The 18,054-nt window shown below is 64.2% G+C and carries 16 protein-coding genes; 7 read left to right on the top strand and 9 right to left on the bottom strand.

All coding sequences use genetic code 11. From position 1 onward, the window contains the following. Positions 1-171: 171 nt before the first annotated feature. Entirely contained in the window at positions 172-885 is a 714-nt protein-coding gene (locus CI15_RS34155; RefSeq protein ID WP_062137915.1) for a DUF899 family protein, read from the top strand. Between the two features lie 27 nt (positions 886-912). On the opposite strand, the gene CI15_RS34150 is transcribed toward CI15_RS34155, so the two are convergent. Continuing rightward, positions 913-2,886, bottom strand: coding sequence for a putative bifunctional diguanylate cyclase/phosphodiesterase (locus CI15_RS34150; protein ID WP_062137912.1), 1,974 nt, complete (start codon positions 2,884-2,886; stop codon positions 913-915). Positions 2,887-3,092: 206 nt separating this feature from the next. Continuing rightward, positions 3,093-3,479: a hypothetical protein gene (locus tag CI15_RS34145; protein ID WP_062137908.1), complete on the bottom strand. Its 387-nt coding sequence runs from the start codon at positions 3,477-3,479 to the stop codon at positions 3,093-3,095. Between the two features lie 352 nt (positions 3,480-3,831). Between CI15_RS34145 and CI15_RS34140 the strand changes: the two genes are divergently transcribed. Then, on the top strand, positions 3,832-4,110 hold the full coding sequence (locus CI15_RS34140; protein ID WP_042324988.1) for an HU family DNA-binding protein: 279 nt from the start codon (positions 3,832-3,834) through the stop codon (positions 4,108-4,110). 244 nt (positions 4,111-4,354) lie between these two features. Here CI15_RS34140 and CI15_RS34135 read toward each other — a convergent pair whose 3' ends face one another. From CI15_RS34135 to CI15_RS34125, 3 genes are all read right to left on the bottom strand, one after another. Next, positions 4,355-5,473: a 3-deoxy-7-phosphoheptulonate synthase gene (locus tag CI15_RS34135; protein WP_062137905.1), complete on the bottom strand. Its 1,119-nt coding sequence runs from the start codon at positions 5,471-5,473 to the stop codon at positions 4,355-4,357. A gap of 250 nt (positions 5,474-5,723) precedes the next feature. After that, positions 5,724-6,503 (bottom strand): DUF72 domain-containing protein, encoded by a 780-nt coding sequence (locus CI15_RS34130; RefSeq protein WP_153041269.1) that lies wholly within the window; start codon positions 6,501-6,503, stop codon positions 5,724-5,726. Positions 6,504-6,614: 111 nt separating this feature from the next. Then, positions 6,615-7,397, bottom strand: a complete 783-nt coding sequence (locus tag CI15_RS34125) for a TetR/AcrR family transcriptional regulator (protein ID WP_062138420.1) — start codon at positions 7,395-7,397, stop codon at positions 6,615-6,617. Positions 7,398-7,646: 249 nt separating this feature from the next. Between CI15_RS34125 and CI15_RS34120 the strand changes: the two genes are divergently transcribed. Genes CI15_RS34120 through CI15_RS34105 form a run of 4 tightly spaced genes read left to right on the top strand, consistent with a single transcriptional unit; the run spans position 7,647 to position 13,445 of the window. Then, positions 7,647-8,828 carry an isovaleryl-CoA dehydrogenase gene (locus tag CI15_RS34120; RefSeq protein ID WP_062137899.1) on the top strand — a complete coding sequence of 394 codons (1,182 nt, stop codon included), beginning with the start codon at positions 7,647-7,649 and terminating at the stop codon, positions 8,826-8,828. Between the two features lie 52 nt (positions 8,829-8,880). Beyond that, on the top strand, positions 8,881-10,488 hold the full coding sequence (locus tag CI15_RS34115) for a carboxyl transferase domain-containing protein (protein ID WP_062137897.1): 1,608 nt from the start codon (positions 8,881-8,883) through the stop codon (positions 10,486-10,488). Between the two features lie 49 nt (positions 10,489-10,537). Beyond that, positions 10,538-11,323 carry an enoyl-CoA hydratase/isomerase family protein gene (locus CI15_RS34110; protein WP_062137894.1) on the top strand — a complete coding sequence of 262 codons (786 nt, stop codon included), beginning with the start codon at positions 10,538-10,540 and terminating at the stop codon, positions 11,321-11,323. A gap of 52 nt (positions 11,324-11,375) precedes the next feature. Then, positions 11,376-13,445 (top strand): acetyl/propionyl/methylcrotonyl-CoA carboxylase subunit alpha, encoded by a 2,070-nt coding sequence (locus CI15_RS34105; RefSeq protein WP_062137891.1) that lies wholly within the window; start codon positions 11,376-11,378, stop codon positions 13,443-13,445. Positions 13,446-13,458: 13 nt separating this feature from the next. Here CI15_RS34105 and CI15_RS34100 read toward each other — a convergent pair whose 3' ends face one another. The 3 genes from CI15_RS34100 to CI15_RS34090 all read right to left on the bottom strand — a co-directional run bounded on the left by CI15_RS34100 (position 13,459) and on the right by CI15_RS34090 (position 16,358). Continuing rightward, positions 13,459-14,250 carry a phosphate/phosphite/phosphonate ABC transporter substrate-binding protein gene (locus CI15_RS34100; protein WP_062137888.1) on the bottom strand — a complete coding sequence of 264 codons (792 nt, stop codon included), beginning with the start codon at positions 14,248-14,250 and terminating at the stop codon, positions 13,459-13,461. Between the two features lie 19 nt (positions 14,251-14,269). Further along, positions 14,270-14,548, bottom strand: coding sequence for a DUF1488 family protein (locus CI15_RS34095; RefSeq protein WP_062137885.1), 279 nt, complete (start codon positions 14,546-14,548; stop codon positions 14,270-14,272). Positions 14,549-15,068: 520 nt separating this feature from the next. After that, positions 15,069-16,358 (bottom strand): cation:proton antiporter, encoded by a 1,290-nt coding sequence (locus CI15_RS34090; protein WP_062137882.1) that lies wholly within the window; start codon positions 16,356-16,358, stop codon positions 15,069-15,071. An 825-nt stretch (positions 16,359-17,183) separates the two neighbouring features. On the opposite strand from CI15_RS34090, the gene CI15_RS34085 reads away from it, so the two are divergent. Further along, entirely contained in the window at positions 17,184-17,480 is a 297-nt protein-coding gene (locus CI15_RS34085; RefSeq protein WP_062137879.1) for a hypothetical protein, read from the top strand. Between the two features lie 403 nt (positions 17,481-17,883). On the opposite strand, the gene CI15_RS38140 is transcribed toward CI15_RS34085, so the two are convergent. Continuing rightward, entirely contained in the window at positions 17,884-18,015 is a 132-nt protein-coding gene (locus CI15_RS38140; protein ID WP_277621299.1) for a hypothetical protein, read from the bottom strand. Positions 18,016-18,054: the final 39 nt, after the last annotated feature.

Genomic DNA, 18,054 nt, shown 5'->3' with positions numbered 1-18,054 from the left:
CACCGCAAAACGGCCGGAAAACCGCCGCCGAAGCCGTCGCTGAAAAATCCCCGCAGACGCTGTCGATTTTCCGCGGCCCGATTCGTCGTCACTACAGGAAGGGCGGCAAAGCGCAGGCGCCCGTCTGCCTGCCGTTCGGTTTTGTCACGATTTCTCGTAAGGAGAGAGCTGATGAACGACGCAAACACCTCGATGCCTACACTGAAACCGGCCCGCGAACTGGCCGACCAGCCCTCGCGCTTTCCCGGCGAGAGCGCCGAATATCGACGCGCGCGCAACGCGTTGCTCGCCGAGGAGATCGAGTTGCGCCGCCAGATCGAGCGAGTCGCCGCGCAGCGCCGCGCGTTGCCGCCGGGCGGAAGCGTGCCTGAGGATTACCGCTTCGAAGGCGAAGCCGGCGAGGTCAGTCTGTCGCAGATGTTCGGCGCGCACGACACGCTCGTCACCTACAACTGGATGTTCGGCCCGCGACGCGAGCGGCCTTGCCCGATGTGCACATCGCTGCTGAGCGCGTGGGACGGCGAAATGCCCGATATCCTGCAGCGAGTCGCGTTCGCCGTGATCGGCCGCTCGCCGATCGACAAGCTCGTCGCGTTCAAGCGGGAGCGTGGCTGGCGGCATCTGCGGCTCTATTCGTCGCTAGGCAACACGTTCAATCGCGATTACGCGGGCGAAGACCCCGCCGGCGACGACTTTCCCGCGCTGAACGTATTCACGCGCGAGGGCGGTGTGGTGCGGCATTTCTGGGCCGAGGAGATGGGGCCGTCGACGTCAGACCCCGGTCAGGACCCGCGCGGTGCGCCCGACCCGATGCCGTTGTGGACGATCCTCGACATGACGCCGGGCGGCCGCGGCACTGACTGGTATCCGAAGCTGGCGTATTGAGCGTCGCTGCGGCAGCGTGTTCGACTGCTACGGCTGCGTCTCGACCGCATGGCTCTGGGCGAGCGCGGTCCACAAAAACGTGCCGACCGCGCTCGCCCGCATCGGCAGGCTGAACAGATAGCCTTGCACCGCGCGCGCGCCGAGCGCCTTCACGACCTGGGCCTGTAACGGCGTTTCGAGCCCCTCAACCACGCATTCGAGCCCGAGGTTGCGGCACAGGTCGATCACGGATTTGATGATCTTCTTCGACGCGCTGTTGGTATCGACGTCGCTCACGAAGCTGCGGTCGATCTTGATCGCGTCGAACGGCAGCCGATGCACGTAGCTGAGGCTCGAATAACCGGTGCCGAAATCGTCGAGCGACATCCGGCAGCCGGCCTGCTTGAGCATCGTCATCGCGCTATGCGCCTGTTCGAAATCGCGCGTCAACGCGGTTTCGGTGATTTCGAACGTCACGCGATGCGGCGACACGCCGCTCGCCTCGACGATGTCGATCAGGCGACGCGCGCGCGCCGACGTCGAGATATCGATCGCGGACAGGTTGAACGACAGATACAGATCGGCCGGCCACTGTGCGACTTCGGCGAGCGCCTGACGCAGCAGCACGTCGGTGATGCCGAGGATCAGCTCGGTACGTTCCGCGATCCGAATGAATTCCTCCGGCCTGACCATGCCGAGCCGTGCGTTGTGCCAGCGGCCGAGCGCTTCGAGTCCGATCGGCCGGCGCGTGAGCAGATCGTAGATCGGCTGGAACTCGAGGAACAGCTCGGCTTCGAGGTCCGCATGGCGCAGCTCCTGCGTGACGAGGCTCAGGCGCCGCATCCGCGTTTCGTGTTCGGTCGAGAAAATCACCGGCATGCCGCGACGGTTTTCCTTGCCGACGTAGAGCGCGGCGTCGGCGCGCTCGAACACCTGCGCGACCGTCGAGCCCGCTTCGGGAAACGCGGCCCAGCCGATCGTGCCCGACAGCTCCGCGACATTGTCGGCAACCTGATAGGGTCGGCTGAGCGCGTCGCAGATCCGCTGCCCCAACTCGACCAGCGCTTCGTTAGATAGCCTGTGACGCACGATCGCCCCGAATTCATCGCCGCCCAGACGCGCGAACATCAGGCCCGTTTCGCTGATCGACAGGAGCCGCGTGCCGACTTCCTGCAGCACGAGATCGCCGCTCGCGTGACCGTAGATGTCGTTGACCTGCTTGAAGCCGTCCAGATCGATGAGTCCGACGTTGAAACCGCCGCCGGTTTCGAGCGCCTGCTCCGATATCGCACGCAGAGACGAGAAGAAACTGCGGCGGTTCGGCAGGCCGGTCAGGCTGTCGAGATTCGCGAGCCGGTAGTTGTCGTCGCTGAGCGATTGGGTGTTTTGTTGGCTCGCCTGCAGTTCGCGTTGCGCATTGATCGCGTCGGCAAACGTGCGCCAGTAAATCTGGATCACCACCGCGAGCGCGACGCCGACCAGTGTCATGTCGATGGCCATCGCGAAGAACACCGGCGAGCCGCTCGACGCGAGGAACCCGGCAAAACTTAGGATCACGATGCACAGCAGCAGCATCGCGGGCACACGCAGATGGATCAGGCAGAACACGCTGCCGACCAGCGTCGTGGCCATGTAGAAAGCGACCTGTGCCTGCTGATAGGCGGTGCCGTACGGAAACAGCAGCACCGACCAGGTGCTGAACGCGATGCCGAACAGGCTGACGATCCACGTGAGGCTGCGCATTTCGCGTTCAGCCTGCGCGGCCGTCAGCGTGCGGTTGCGCGCCCGCCACCAGCGCACGCAGCGATACAGGCACAGCACGCCGAGTGTGCCGGGCACATACATCGACAGCCAGGGCGGCGCGCTACTCAGATGCGTCGCCGCGACCGCTGCCGTGTTGACGAGCAGGATGAAGTAAAGAAGCGGGATCTGGCGGCTGAACGCATGCAATTGCGCACGCAAGAGCTCCCGGTCGCCCTCGACGCCCGATAGCATCTTTTTCAATCTCGCTAGCCAACCCATCACCGTCCTTTTAACGTTTGCGCGCTAAACGCAGCTGTTTATATCGGCATGATGCCGATTAACTTGAGGATTCCGACGGTTGGAGGGAGTAGAACGAAGCAAAGGCGGTAAGTACTACCTGGCGGCGCGCGTTCGCCGTGTCGAAACCTGACGTTTGTGCCGGATGCCGACGCCGAAACCTTGAGGGCAAGCGGCGTTACGCACGCTCAAAGCATCGGGCAAGACAGCACCCGCTGCGGACGCATCGCCGTGCCCGGTTGGCCGCCCGGCGCGGGTGTGCCCCGTGGCTCGGACGAGACGAGGCGCACCGCGTCGGTGCCCGCATTGGCAAGCACGTATTTGTCCGGGCGCTCGTCCGGCTGCCAGTACGCGCGAAACACGCCGCCGTCGCTAAACACGAGCAGCTTGCCGTGCACGGTCTTGCCGCCGCCTCCGACGAAGTCGACTGGTTCGCCGTCGCGCAATGAAAAGCCCTGCGCGGAGCTGGCGCTAGCCGTGCCGACGAGGGTCGCGCACGCGGTGTCGTCGGCTGCGGCAGCCGTGAGGGCGAACGCAGTGAGCAGCGCGCATGTCACAAAGTGGCGAATTCTCACTTTTTTTATTTCTTGCCGAAAGTTTTCATGCGACGTGTCTCGCAAGTACCGCGCCCGCGCTTCACGCGACCTGCGAACGTCTTCGGGAAGCCCGCGAACATTCGCAGGTCGCGTGCTAAATCACTGAAATTGCAACGGATTGTGATGCGCGAAGAGCGTGCCCGGAACGGCGCGCGCGCATAAGCCCGCGATTCTTATGGCAGTTTGGGGCGCAAAAACGTCAAACCGGCGCTGCTGCGTTGATACAAGGCTTACACCAAGGGGTTTGCGCGAAAGTGCGCCTATGCGTTAGTGTGTCGGTCCCGGCGCCTTATATGGGCGCCGGTTCCATGATTACCATACGGGAAGTGCTATGAATAAACAGGAACTGATTGATGCAGTCGCCGCAGCGACGGGCGAAAGCAAAGCGGCAACCGGCCAGACCATCGACGCGATCGTCGAGGCAGTGACCAAGGCCGTGGTGAGCGGCGATACGGTGCAACTGGTCGGTTTCGGTTCGTTCTCGACCGGCGCGCGCGCCGCACGCGTGGGCCGCAATCCGTCGACGGGCGCGGAGATCCAGATTGCCGCGGCCAAGACGGTGAAGTTCACCGCAGGCAAGGCATTCAAGGAAGCCGTCAACGCGTCGTAAGTCACGCGCTTCACGCCGGAGCATTCGTGATGCGCTCCGCAGCCCTGCTGTGAGGCGCGCGTGAGCGATGCGTCGGGCGTGAGGTTCACGCGCTGCCCAACCCGGCCAGGTGGTTCGCCCGGTGGCTGGCGCGGCGCGTGTGCCTGGCTCTTTGGGCCAGGCGTTCCCGGACTCGATCGGCCTCGATCGGGTCGCGAGCGGACCCGCCGCCGAACCGCGGTCTCGCGGTCCGTGCGTGGCGCTGTCAGCCGGCGCGACGTTTGCGCGTTGCCTCGGCCAGGGTGGCGAGCACCGGTTCGGTTTGCGCCCAGCTCACGCAGGCGTCCGTAATCGACACGCCGTAACGCAGCGGCACACCGGCCTTCAGATCCTGACGGCCTTCTTCCAGATGACTTTCGAGCATCACACCGATGATGCGGCTCTCGCGCGCCGACAGTTGCCGCGCGATATCGTCCGCAACCTCGATCTGCCTCAGGTGCGACTTGTTCGAGTTCGCATGCGAGCAGTCGATCATCACCTGCTCGCGCAGACCCGCTGAGCGCAGCGCTTCGCAGGTCGCCTCCACGGACGCGCTGTCGTAGTTCGGCCCTTTCTTGCCGCCGCGCAAAATCACATGCGCGTCGTCGTTGCCGCGCGTTTCGAAGATCGCGGCCATGCCCATTTTCGTCATGCCCATGAACGCGTGGCTTGCGCCCGCCGCGACGATCGCGTCGGCGGCGATCTGCACGCCGCCGTCGGTGCCGTTCTTGAAGCCGATCGGGCAGCTCAGTCCCGATGCGAGCTGGCGATGACTCTGGCTCTCGGTCGTGCGCGCGCCGATCGCACCCCAGGCGATCAGATCGGCGATGTATTGCGGGCTCAGCAGGTCGAGGAATTCGGTCGCGGTGGGCAGGCCCAGACCGTTGATGTCGAGCAGCAACTGCCGCGCGTGACGCAGGCCTTCGTTGATGCGGAAGCTGCCATCCAGACGCGGATCGTTGATATAGCCTTTCCAGCCGACCGTCGTGCGCGGCTTCTCGAAGTACACGCGCATCACGATCAGCAGATCGTCCCGGTAGTGATCGGCGGCGGCCTTCAGCTTGCGCGCGTATTCGATCGCCTGGTCGTGATCGTGAATCGAGCAGGGACCGGTGATCAGCACGAGCCGGTCGTCGCGGCCGTGCAGGATGTCGGCGATTTCGACGCGGGTCTTCTCGACCAGCGTCTGCACCGCGGGCGGCACCGGCAGTTCGTCCTGCAGCAGCGCGGGGGAGATCAGCGGACGTACCGCGCCGATGCGCACGTCGTCGATGCGCGTGGTGTCCTGGGTGGCGTCGGCCGAGCCGACTTCCTGATCGTGCAAGGGATTGTCGAGGGCGCTCAAGATGTTCTCCGCAATCGGTTGATGAGACGGCAATGCCGCCCGTTATGCGAGCGCCGCGGCGAAGGCGCGCGGGCGCAGCGTAGGTTTGACGTGGACCGTGCGGGTGGTGTTGCTTCAGGCCTCGGGCGAGGTATGACGCAAGGTCTTGCGTGGGGCTCGACGCGAAGCCGACGTGACCGCGCACGGATGCGCTGGCGCGATTATGACACTCGCGCCGGCCTGCTGGCGCACGGGCGGCGGCGTGGCCGGTTCAGAGCTTCTGCAGCAGTGCCATCGCGGCGGCCGGATTGCGCTCCTTGAAGCCGCTGATCACATAGAGATAGACGTCTCGGCTCGCTACTTTTGCAGGCGGCTTCGCGCAGGTCGCGAGATCGTCCGGTGTGGTGCCGGCGGCGAGCTGGCGCGCGCGTTCCGCCCAGGCGTTGAGCGCTTTCGTCGAATAGCCTTTGGCCTGGCTTTCGCTCGTGCCCATGATGCGTGCGTAGACGAACGGCGCGGTGAGGTCGGCGATCTGCGGATACTCGCTGTCGGCCGCGAGCACGACCGCGACCTTGTGCTTGCGCGCGAGCGCGACAAATTCCGGTGTCCTGAACGAGTCGTGACGAACCTCGACCGCATGCCGCAGCTTCTGTCCTTCGATGCTCGCCGGTAACAGCTTCAGAAAAGCCTCGAAATCGTCGGCGTCGAATTTCTTGGTCGGTGCGAACTGCCAGTTGATTGGCCCGAGCTTCTGCTTGAGCAGCAGCACGCCGCTTGCGAAGAAGCGCTCGATCGTTTCACCCGCTTCGGCGAGCACCTTGCGGTTGGTCGCGTAACGCGGCGCCTTCAGCGAGAACACGAAGTCGTCGGGCGTTTCCTGATACCACTTCTCGTAGCTGGCTGGTTTCTGCAAACCATAGAACGTGCCGTTGATTTCGATCGACGTCAGATGCCGGCTCGCATATTCGAGTTCGCGGCTTTGCGTGAGGTCCTCGGGATAAAACGGCCCGCGCCACGGCGCGTAGGTCCAGCCGCCGATGCCGACGCGAATCTGGGCGGCGGACGTGGATCGGGACGGGGTCGAGGGTGGCGCTTTCTTTGCGGCGCTTTTCGCTGCGGGCACTTGGGCTCTCCTTCCGGCTGCGGCGGGAAAGCTCGTAGATTAGCTGCTTTTGGGGTGGCGCGTGGCGTCCGGCGCAGCGGTGGCTTCAACCTCGGCGGCGCCGGCCGCGGCGCTGGCTTCGTCGAAACGACGGCTCGCCTCGGCCACTTCCACCCGAAAGCGCTGCAACGCGCCGAGCGCGAGGTCAGGCGGCGTCAGCGCGACCCACAGCACGTCGATCAGTTGATCGGCGGTCGCGTCGATATCGATTTGCCGGTTGGTCAGCGTCGCATCCCACAGCACGTGCTCCATCGGCCCGAACACCATCGAGCGCAGCAGGCGCAGCGGCATGTCGGTGCGAATCTCGCCGCTTTGACGGCCTCGCGCGAGCACGCGCATCAACGGCGCGGTGTAACGGCGCTGCAGTTCGATCAGTGCTTCGCTCAGTTCGTGATGCCGCGAGCGGCCCTCGGACAGCACTAGAGCGCACAGGTCGGTGCCGTTCACGAGCATCAGCCGCAGATGCATGCGCACGATGAACGCGAACTGCTGACGCACATTGCCGTCGCGCGGCAGGCCTGCTTCGATCGCCTCGATGATCTCGTCGTACCAATCGCCGATCACACGGGCGCACAGCTCGCGCTTGCCGCGGAAATAGCTGAACACGGTCGCTTCCGAAATACCAAGGCGTTGCGCGATTTCCGCGGTCGTCGCGCGTTCGTAGCCCTTTTCGGAGAACACGTCGCGCCCCGCCTGAAGTATCTCTTTCACGCGCTGCTGCGACTTGCGCCCGGCCGGCTGGCGACGCGACACAGGTAATCCGGCGTTCTCGGCAACCATCATATGAGTCAGATTCAGATTTTTGCTGCGGTTTGGAGCTTGCGGCGGCGTTCGTGCGCCGCGTCTATGCCCGATGAGCGCGATCGTAGCACCGAATTCGCTGGCCGGCGCGGGTTCGTGAAATTTCTGAGTGATACTCAAAAATACCACTTGACGCTTACGTCAATCTGGCGTGAAATGCGCCATGACATTGTTTTCGCGCGTCGCTTCGCATTCCATCGGCGGCCGCCCACGAACTCAGGAGACACCGCAATGCCCAATCTGCCCGGTTTGCAGTTCCCGCTCGGCGAAGAAATCGAAATGCTGCGCGACAGCATTGCCTCGTTCGCCGCCAAAGAAATCGCGCCGCGCGCGGGGGAAATCGATCGCACCGACCAGTTTCCGATGGACCTGTGGCGCAAATTCGGCGATCTCGGCGTGCTCGGCATGACGGTCTCCGAAGAGTACGGCGGCGCGAACATGGGCTACACCGCGCACATGGTCGCGATGGAGGAAATCTCGCGCGCCTCGGCATCGGTCGGCCTCTCGTATGGCGCGCATTCGAATCTGTGCGTGAACCAGATTCATCGCAACGGCAACGAGGCGCAGAAGCGCAAGTATCTGCCGAAGCTCGTATCGGGCGAGCATGTCGGCGCGCTCGCGATGAGCGAGCCGAACGCGGGCTCGGACGTCGTCAGCATGAAGCTGCGCGCCGAGAAGAAGGGCGATCGCTATGTGCTGAACGGCACCAAAATGTGGATCACCAACGGTCCCGATTGCGACACGCTGGTCGTCTATGCGAAGACCGATCCCGAAGCGAATTCGCGCGGCATTACCGCCTTCATCGTCGAGAAGGGCATGAAGGGATTCTCGGTCGCGCAGAAGCTCGACAAGCTCGGCATGCGCGGCTCGCACACCGGTGAACTGGTGTTTCAGGACGTCGAGGTGCCGGAGGAAAACATCCTCGGCGAGTTGAACGGCGGTGTCAAAGTGCTGATGAGCGGTCTCGACTACGAGCGCGCGGTGCTCGCAGGCGGCCCGACCGGCATCATGGTCGCGGTCATGGACGCGGTCGTGCCGTATATCCATGATCGCAAGCAGTTCGGCCAGTCGATCGGCGAATTCCAGCTGATCCAGGGCAAGGTCGCCGATCTGTACACGACCTTGCAGGCATGCCGCGCGTATCTGTACGCGGTGGGCCGTCAGCTCGACACGCTCGGCAATGGCCACGTGCGCCAGGTGCGCAAGGACTGCGCGGGCGTGATTCTGTACACCGCCGAAAAGGCGACGTGGATGGCCGGCGAGGCGATCCAGATTCTCGGCGGCAACGGCTATATCAACGAGTACCCGGTCGGGCGTCTGTGGCGCGATGCGAAGCTTTATGAAATCGGCGCGGGTACGAGCGAGATTCGTCGCATGCTGATCGGCCGGGAGTTGTTTGCAGAAACGCTCTGAAGCGTGCGCGCATGAGCCCGATAAACCGGCGGCACTTTGGAGAAGCCACGTCATGCCGATCATCGAATCAAAACTGAACCCACGCTCGGACGACTTCCGCACGAACTCGGCCGCGCTCGAAGCGCTCGTCGCCGATCTGCGCGCGAAGATCGAGCTGCTCGCGCAGGGCGGCGGGCAGGCGGCGCGCGACAAGCACACGAGCCGCGGCAAACTGCTGCCGCGCGAGCGGATCGCGCAACTGCTCGATCCGGGCACGCCGTTTCTCGAACTGTCGCAACTCGCCGCCTACGGCATGTATAACGACGACGCACCGGGCGCCGGCGTGATCACCGGCATCGGCCGCATCGCGGGACAGGAGTGCGTGATCGTCTGCAACGATGCGACCGTGAAGGGCGGCACCTACTATCCGGTCACCGTGAAGAAGCACGTGCGCGCGCAGGAGATCGCCAGCGAAAACCGCTTGCCGTGCGTGTACCTGGTCGACTCGGGCGGCGCGAATCTGCCGAATCAGGACGATGTGTTCCCCGATCGCGATCACTTCGGCCGCATCTTCTACAACCAGGCGAATCTGTCGGCGGCGGGCATTCCGCAGATCGCTGTCGTAATGGGCTCGTGCACCGCGGGCGGCGCGTATGTGCCGGCGATGAGCGACGAGTCGATCATCGTGAAGAATCAGGGGACGATTTTTCTCGGCGGTCCGCCGCTCGTCAAAGCCGCGACCGGTGAAGTGGTCAGCGCCGAGGACCTCGGCGGTGGCGACGTGCATACGCGTCTGTCGGGTGTCGTCGATCATCTCGCGCAGAACGACGCGCATGCGCTCGGGATTGCGCGCAGCATCGTCGGCAACCTGAATCGCGTGAAGCCGACGTCGCTCGTGTTGCAGGAGCCGAAGCCGCCGCGCTACGACACGCAGAGCATCTACGGCGTGATCCCGGTCGACACCCGCAAGCCGTTCGATATCCGCGAGGTGATCGCGCGCATCGTCGACGATTCCGCGTTCGACGAATTCAAGGCACGCTACGGCACGACGCTCGTGTGTGGCTTCGCGCATATCTGGGGGCATCCGGTCGGCATCGTCGCGAACAACGGCATTCTGTTTTCGGAGTCCGCGCTGAAGGGCACGCACTTCATCGAGCTGTGCTGCCAGCGCAAGATTCCGCTCGTGTTTTTGCAGAACATCACCGGCTTCATGGTCGGCCGCAAGTACGAGAACGAGGGCATCGCGCGCAACGGCGCGAAGATGGTGACGGCCGTGGCGACCGCGAAGGTGCCGAAGTTCACGGTGATCATCGGCGGCTCGTTCGGCGCGGGCAACTACGGCATGTGCGGCCGCGCCTATTCGCCGCGCTTCCTGTGGATGTGGCCGAACGCGCGCATCTCGGTGATGGGCGGCGAGCAGGCGGCATCGGTGCTCGCCACCGTCAAGCGCGACGGCATCGAAGGGAAGGGCGGCAGCTGGAGCGCGGAGGAAGAAGAGACGTTCAAGCAGCCGATCCGCGAGCAATACGAGCAACAGGGTCATCCGTACTACGCGAGCGCGCGTCTGTGGGACGACGGCGTGATCGACCCCGCGCAAACGCGCGACGTGCTCGGTCTCGGCCTGTCGGCGGCGCTGAACGCGCCGATCGAAGAGACGCGCTTCGGCGTCTTCAGAATGTGATGGCTGACGGCGCCACGAGGCGACGACGCAAGGCAAAGGAGTGCTACGCATGCAATACGAAACGCTGAAGGTCGAGATTGACGGCCAGATCGCGACGGTCACGCTGAATCGTCCGGAGGTGCGCAACGCGTTCAACGAAACGATGATCGCCGAGCTGAGCGCCGCGTTCACCGCGCTCGACACGCACGACGACGTGCGCGCGGTCGTGCTCGCCGCGAACGGCAAGGCGTTCTGCGCGGGCGCCGACCTGAACTGGATGAAGAAAATGGCCGGCTACTCGGACGACGAGAACCGCGCCGACGCGATGCGGCTCGCGGGCATGCTGTCGGCCGTGTACCGCTGCAGCAAGCCGGTGATCGCGCGCGTGAATGGCGACGCGTACGCGGGCGGCATGGGCCTGATTGCCGCGTGCGATATCGTCGTCGCGGTCGACAGTGCGCACTTCTGCCTGTCCGAAGCACGGCTCGGGCTGATTCCCGCCACGATCGCGCCGTACGTGATTCGCGCGCTCGGCGAACAGGCGTCGCGTCGCTATTTCGTCACCGCCGAGGCGTTCGACTGCGCGAGCGCAGTGCGGCTGGGTCTGGTCAGCGAAGCAGTGAGCGCGGAGCAGCTCGATGCCACGGTCGCGCAGCTCGCGCAAACGCTGTGCGCGAACGGACCGCAAGCGGTGCGGGCCTGCAAGCGGCTCGTGCAGGACATCGCGGGCCGCGAGTTGAGCGACGCGCTGATCGAGGACACGGCCGCACGAATCGCGAAGACGCGCGCTGGCGCCGAAGGCCGCGAAGGCGTCGCAGCGTTCCTCGAAAAACGCCAGCCGGGCTGGCGCAACTGAGATGCTCCGCTAACTACACCCGCCCCGCAGCGCCTATTTCATCGAGACACTCATGTTCAACAAGATCCTGATCGCCAACCGGGGCGAGATTGCGTGCCGCGTTGCGGCGACCTGCAAACGGCTCGGCATCGCGAGCGTGGCCGTCTATTCCGACGCGGACGCCAACGCCAAACACGTCGCCGCCTGCGACGAAGCGGTGCATATCGGCGGCCCGGCGGCGGCGCAAAGCTATCTGCGCATCGAGCGCATCATCGAGGCCGCGCGCGCGACCGGCGCGCAAGCCGTGCATCCGGGCTACGGCTTTCTTTCCGAGAACGAGGATTTCGCGCATGCGTGTGAGGCGGCCGGCATCGTCTTTATCGGGCCGCCGGTCGAGGCGATTGCCGCGATGGGTTCGAAGGCCGCCGCGAAGGCGCTGATGCACGCGGCCGCGGTGCCGCTCGTGCCGGGCTATCACGGCGACGATCAGGACCCGCAACTGCTGCAACGCGAAGCGGACGAGATCGGCTATCCGGTGCTGCTGAAGGCGAGCGCGGGCGGCGGCGGCAAGGGCATGCGCGTGGTCGAGCGCAGCGCGGACTTCGCGGCCGCGCTGCTGTCGTGCAAGCGTGAGGCGGCGAGCAGCTTCGGCAACGACCGCGTGCTGATCGAAAAGTATCTGACGCGGCCGCGTCACGTGGAAGTCCAGGTGTTCGCCGATCAGCGCGGCGGCGCGGTCTATCTGTTCGATCGCGACTGCTCGGTGCAGCGGCGTCATCAGAAAGTGCTCGAGGAGGCGCCCGCGCCGGGGCTGTCCGCCGAGGTCAAGCGCGCAATGGGCGAATCGGCCGTGGCCGCCGCGCGCGCGGTCAACTACGTTGGCGCAGGCACGGTCGAGTTCATCATGACGCCGACCGGCGAGTTCTATTTCATGGAGATGAACACGCGGCTGCAGGTCGAGCATCCGGTCACCGAGATGGTGACGGGACAGGATCTGGTCGAATGGCAATTGCGTGTCGCCGCGGGCGAGGCGCTGCCGCTCACGCAGCAGCAACTGAAGCTCGACGGCCACGCGATCGAGGCGCGCATCTACGCCGAGCATCCGGCGCGCGGCTTCCTGCCGTCCACGGGGACGCTCAAGCATCTGCGCATGCCCGAGGGTGTCGAGTTCGCGATCGATGCAGCCGGACTCGGCGAGCCAGGCCGCAAGGCGCCGGTGCGTATCGACAGCGGCGTGCGCGAGGGCGATGCGATCACGCCGTTCTACGACCCGATGATCGCCAAGCTGATCGTCTACGGCGCGACGCGCGAGGAGGCGTTGGCGCGGCTCGCACGCGCGCTGCATGCGTGCGAGGTCGTCGGGCCGCATACGAACGTCGAGTTTCTGCAGCGCATCGTCACGAGCGAGCCGTTCGCGAGCGGCGATCTCGACACCGGTTTGATCGAGCGTCATCACGATGCGCTGTTCGCACCGGCGAAAAAGCCGTTCAAGGAAGCGCTCGCGCTTGCATGCGCCGCGCTGCTCACGCGCGAGGGTGGCACCGCGCACGGCGCGTCGCCGTGGGATGCGCTGTCGCATTGGCGGCTCAACAGCGGTTACACGCAAACGCTCGGCTGGCGCATGATCGACGAGGCCGCCCAGGACGCCAGCGACGCCCCCTTCATGGTCACCTTCGCGCGCAACGGTCAAGCGCAGGCGCTCGTGCAAACGCTCGAACACGATGGCGTGCGCGAGGACTTCACATGGTCGGTCGGCGCGGGCGCCCACGAGTTCCGCGCGACGATCGGCGATGCACGCGTGACGGGCCGCGTGTTCATCGACGGCGACAGGTTCCACGTGTTTTGCCAAGGCGAGACGCTCGCATTCGAATGGCAGAACCTGCTCGCGCATGCCGCCGATGCCGAGCACGGCGAAGGCCGCCTGACCGCGCCGATGCCGGGCAAGGTGATCGCGGTGCTGGTCGAGCCCGGCGCGGTGGTCGAGAAGGGCACGCCGCTGATCGTGATGGAGGCGATGAAGATGGAGCATACGATCGGCGCGCCGACGGCCGGCACGGTCGCCGAGGTGCTGTATGCGGTCGGGGATCAGGTCGCCGATGGTGCGCAGTTGCTGGTGCTGGACGTGCAGCAGGCGGGTGGATGAGCGCGGGTATCGATCAGCCGAGCCGCGCGTAGCCCACGGCGCGCGCCTGGCTTTCGAGCTCGCCGATGCGCGCGTAGTCGGTCAGCGGCAGCGTCGAAAAACCCTTTAAGCGCAGCCGTTTTGCGCGCTCGGGGCGGATGCTCAGCGTCTCGTTCAGCGCGTCGCGCAACGCGGCGATGGTGGCAGGCGGCACATTGGTCGCGGCGATCAGCGGCAAGCCCGGTGACGCGGCGGTCATGCCGATCGTGCGCACGCGGCGCGCCAGTTCCGGCAGCACGTCGCAAACGAAGGCGAAGGTCACGCAGTCGATCGCCGCGACGTCCGCGCGATTCTCGGCGACCGCGCGCAGCGAGCCGAGATGCGAGCCTGTGCGCAGCACCGCGCCGAAGAACATGCCGGCGCGCGCGAGCGGCGCGACCGCGTGACGAAACGCGTTCATGCCGCTGTTCGAATCGTCCTGGTTGTAGGCGGCGCGTGCGCCGCGGCACGATGCGAGCGTGTCGAAGCGCGCGTCGGCGCGCGTGACCAGCACGCTCGAGTAATGCGCGCCGTCGCAGCCTGGCGCGTCGAAGCAGGGCGTCGCGATCAATTGCACGTCCTCGTGCAGGCCCTGCATCAGCGGATAACCGCAGGTCTGCGAGATCAGCAGGTTCGGGCGCCGCCAGAAGCCGTGCAACTCTTCGTCCGGTTCGACGATGCGGCAGGCGGGCTTGACCCGGCGCAACACGTCGTCGAGCCACTCGCGCCATTCGAGGTCGAGCGCGGGCGTCACGTTGTACATCGGCAGGGCGGCGATCCAGCTCATGAAGGCGCTTCTCGCCTGTCTAATGTCTAACCAATTTGAATTCGTCGGGGCCGAGCCGTACCGGCTCGCTCGGCGTGAACTGCCATCGCTGCGCCGCGACCGAGAGGATCTCGTCCTGCGCGTCCTCGAACGCGACCAGCAGGTCCTGCTTGCGACGGCTCGCGGCGCCGCAGAACTCGACCAGCGCGTCGGCGCTGACTTCAAAAACCTGCGCACGATCGTCGCAGCACACGCGGAATGCGACCGTCTCGCATTCCGTCACACAGGGCCGGAACCCTTCATCGACATAGACCGACATGGCGAACTCCTTCCTACGCCTGAATCGACAGGATGACAAACCGCGCCTGCCAGGTATGTGGGAAAACCGGCATAGACGGCTAAATGCCCGGGGCCGCGACAGCCGCGACGCTCCGGAGTCTGGCGGAAAGTAAGCCAGAAACTGGCGGCGGACTTTCGAGCCCGGGCCAGGGCCGCGGCGTGAACCGTGGCCAGAGCGAAGACGGCGGCGGTTCGACTCGCCATCGGTCTTGCTTCGTGGTCGGCCGCCGCGTGGCGGATCCGCGGCGGACACTGCTCAGAAGGCGCTTAAATCCGGCGCCTCGATCCAGCGTGGGAACCGGCGCTGGGATTTTCCCACCAACTTCGTCGCCGATGCACGGCCTGCGGACTCGGTTGGTTTGGCCGCGCGATCGTGCTGACGATCGCGCAGGTATCCACTTTACGTTGAGCGCGCGTTTCGTGCTGGCGATGAGCCCGGCGCGGCAGGCCGGATTGATCCGGTAACGCGCGCGGCACCCCTGTGTGGACCCGGGGAACGATTACTCCTTCGCTGCCACGTGCATGCGTCGCGATGGCGCGTCTTTCGCGGGAGCGCCCGACACACTGAGCCGGCGGATCAGCGGGCCGAGTGTGGTCGCTTGAATCAGAAGGCTGAACACGACGACCAGATACGTGACGCCGATAAACATTTCGCGTCCATGAAAGTCCGGTAGCGACAGCGCGAGCGCAATCGAGATGCCGCCGCGCAGTCCGCCCCACGTCAGCACGACAGCCGAATGCGGATTGAGCCGCCGGAAATTCTGCAGCACGAGCAGCGGAACCGCGACACTGACGCCACGCGCGAACAGCACGACGGGAATCGCCGCGAGCCCGAGCCAGACGATCTCGACGCGCAGCGACAGCGCGATGATCTCGAGCCCGATCAGCCCGAACAGCACCAGGTTGAGCAACTCGTCGAGCAGGTCCCAGAAGTTGAACAGATGCTCGCGTGTCTTCTCCGACATCGACGTCGCTGCACCGTGATTGCCGATCACGAGCCCCATGATCACGACCGCGAGCGGTGCCGACACGTGCAGCGCTTCGGCGAGACTATAGCCGCCGGTCGCGAGCGCGAGGGTGATCAGGATCTCGACGGGATAGCTGTCGATGCCGCGCAGCAGAAGCGATGCGCCGAAGCCTAGCGCCGCGCCGAGCCCGAGTGCGCCGGCAACTTCACGCAGCAGATCGACTCCGATTGCGCTCGCGGAAAACTCGTTCGCGCCGGTCGCGAGTCCGACCAGCGTGACGAATGCGACAACGGCCGTACCGTCGTTGAACAGCGATTCGCCGGTGATCTTGGTTTCGAGGCTTTCGGGCGCTGCTGCGCGCTTGAGGACGCTCAGCACCGCGATCGGATCGGTCGGCGAGATCAGCGCGCCGAACGCGAGACACCACAGCAGGCTGACCGGATGGCCGAGCCATTGTGCCGCGTAATAAAAGCCGAAGCCGACCACCGCGATGGAAATCAACACGCCGATCGTCGCGAGCATCAGCACCGCGCGCCGTTGTGTGCGCATCTTCGACAGATCGACGTGCAGCGCGCCTGCAAACAGCAGCAGACTCAGCAGGCCGTGAAACACGATGTCGGCGAAATCGATCTGCACGACGATCTTGCGCGCGGCGATCGCCATCGCCGGATAGTAGAAGCCGAACGCCGAAATGCCGACGCAGACGACGAGTCCGACCGCCGTGATGCCGAGCGTGTCGGGCAGCTTGATGAACCGACTATTGAGGACGCCGAATAGGGCGACGACGGCGAACAGCGCACCGGCAATCTGGAACACGCTCATCGGGCGCGCTCCACTGCTTCGGGGCGGCGCAAAGAGGTGATCAAGGCTGCACCGAAGCTGCTTGCGCAACGGCGCGCAAAGCGAGAAGACAGAAAAAGATGCCACGATTGCGACATTGAACCAGCGAGATATTTCACCAGCAATTCCCCATTCAAGTTGATTCAGTTTGATAAGCGATCTGCAATTCGTGATGACACGATCCTTGTCGCGAGCGACATAGCGAAGGCTACGGGCGGACGGCGGAGAGCCAGACGGAGCGCGGCTCGCCAGAGGTGAGCCATGATGGGCAATGGCAGTCATCGGACTACTGACGCAGCGGGTGAGTTCCTGTCTTTATTTTTGAGAGAATGACTTTTTATTTCGAGATCTTTTTGTTGACGATAAACGGGCGATCGAATCAGTTATGGCTTCGTCGTTGGTGGCGACTGCTTTTCACTTTGCACGCGCTTGCCGTGCGCGTGTGCGTTGCCGCATAGAGATGGCATGGTCTTCAGCGCAGATTGATTGATCGCCGGTCACTCAAATGGATCCAGGTTAGTGCTTTTAAGTTTGTAATCATCCTTACTATTCGATGAATACGCACCGTATAGAGACTTATCGGCAATTGCATTGAAATCTCTGAAGCGACTTTTTAATCTGGCAATAACGCGCCTGGATGTGTCACTGCACGGGATCGACGTTGGGCATTGGCAAGTCGAGGGCAGAAAAGTCGGGCGAAAATCGCCCAGGATATGACAATTCTTGACAATCGTTATCCGAGAATGATGCAGTATGGTCGCAAGGTGAAATGCAGATGTGTAGCAATGGCTGAACACGGAGCACAGCATGGAGCAAACATATCGCTATCGGGGTTTCGACATCGTCGTCAACGCATTGCGCGCCGGCGATGCAGCCACGCAGGTGGATGACGCCACGGCGCAGCGCCGTTACATCGCCGCTGTCACGTTGAAGACGCGATTGATCGGCGGTGAGTGGTCGACTGCTTTTCGCGTGGGGCCTGTACGCGCTCGTTCATCGACGGACCCGCGCGAAGTGCTCGCCGACGGATTCGCGGCTGCCACCGAGGTTGTCGATGACGTCGTGAAGGTCATGGGCGAAGGGGTCACGCGCAAGGCAGCCTGAGCTGTCGAGCGTAGAAATATCCACGCGTATTCCTCCTGTCGGCGTGGGTCTCAAGCAGGACGTGCTCGTCTCCTCAGCGTCCTGTTGTTTTAATCCCGCCTCCCCTGTGCGGGATTTTTTTTGCTCACCTCAACAAAGTAACGAGGCGCCCAGCGCGTTTCGTTTGTTGTGTATGTGAGTCGTGTGAAATTGAAGTAAAAAGCAGATTGAATAAGCAATGACTATTTGAATATCTTTTCTGCTGACTGGCACCATCGCAAGATGGCTGCAACGAAGGGCCGCAAAGAAAAAAGCCCCGAACGCGGGAAGCGATCGAGGCTGCCGAAGGACAGACGCGATGTCTGCCTGGGAAGGTCGATCGGACCCGTGATCGACCGTTTTCACTATAGCGAGAATCGCGCGATCAATTGTGAACAAATGTCGCATCGGCATTGATTGGCGTCTGGCGGTCGCAGCGCTTTGCGAACGCGACTTTCGAGCAGGTATCGACGAAGGTCTGCCGCCAGGCTCCGGCGGGCGCGCCGATCTCAGCCACGCGCCCACCGGTTCGTCAGATGCAGGCAAGCCTGCGCCT

This window comes from Paraburkholderia monticola, from assembly GCF_001580545.1.
GTDB classification, from domain to species: Bacteria; Pseudomonadota; Gammaproteobacteria; order Burkholderiales; family Burkholderiaceae; genus Paraburkholderia; species Paraburkholderia monticola.
Note: the sequence above shows the minus strand (reverse complement) of the source record. Positions and strands in the feature narration are given on the sequence as shown.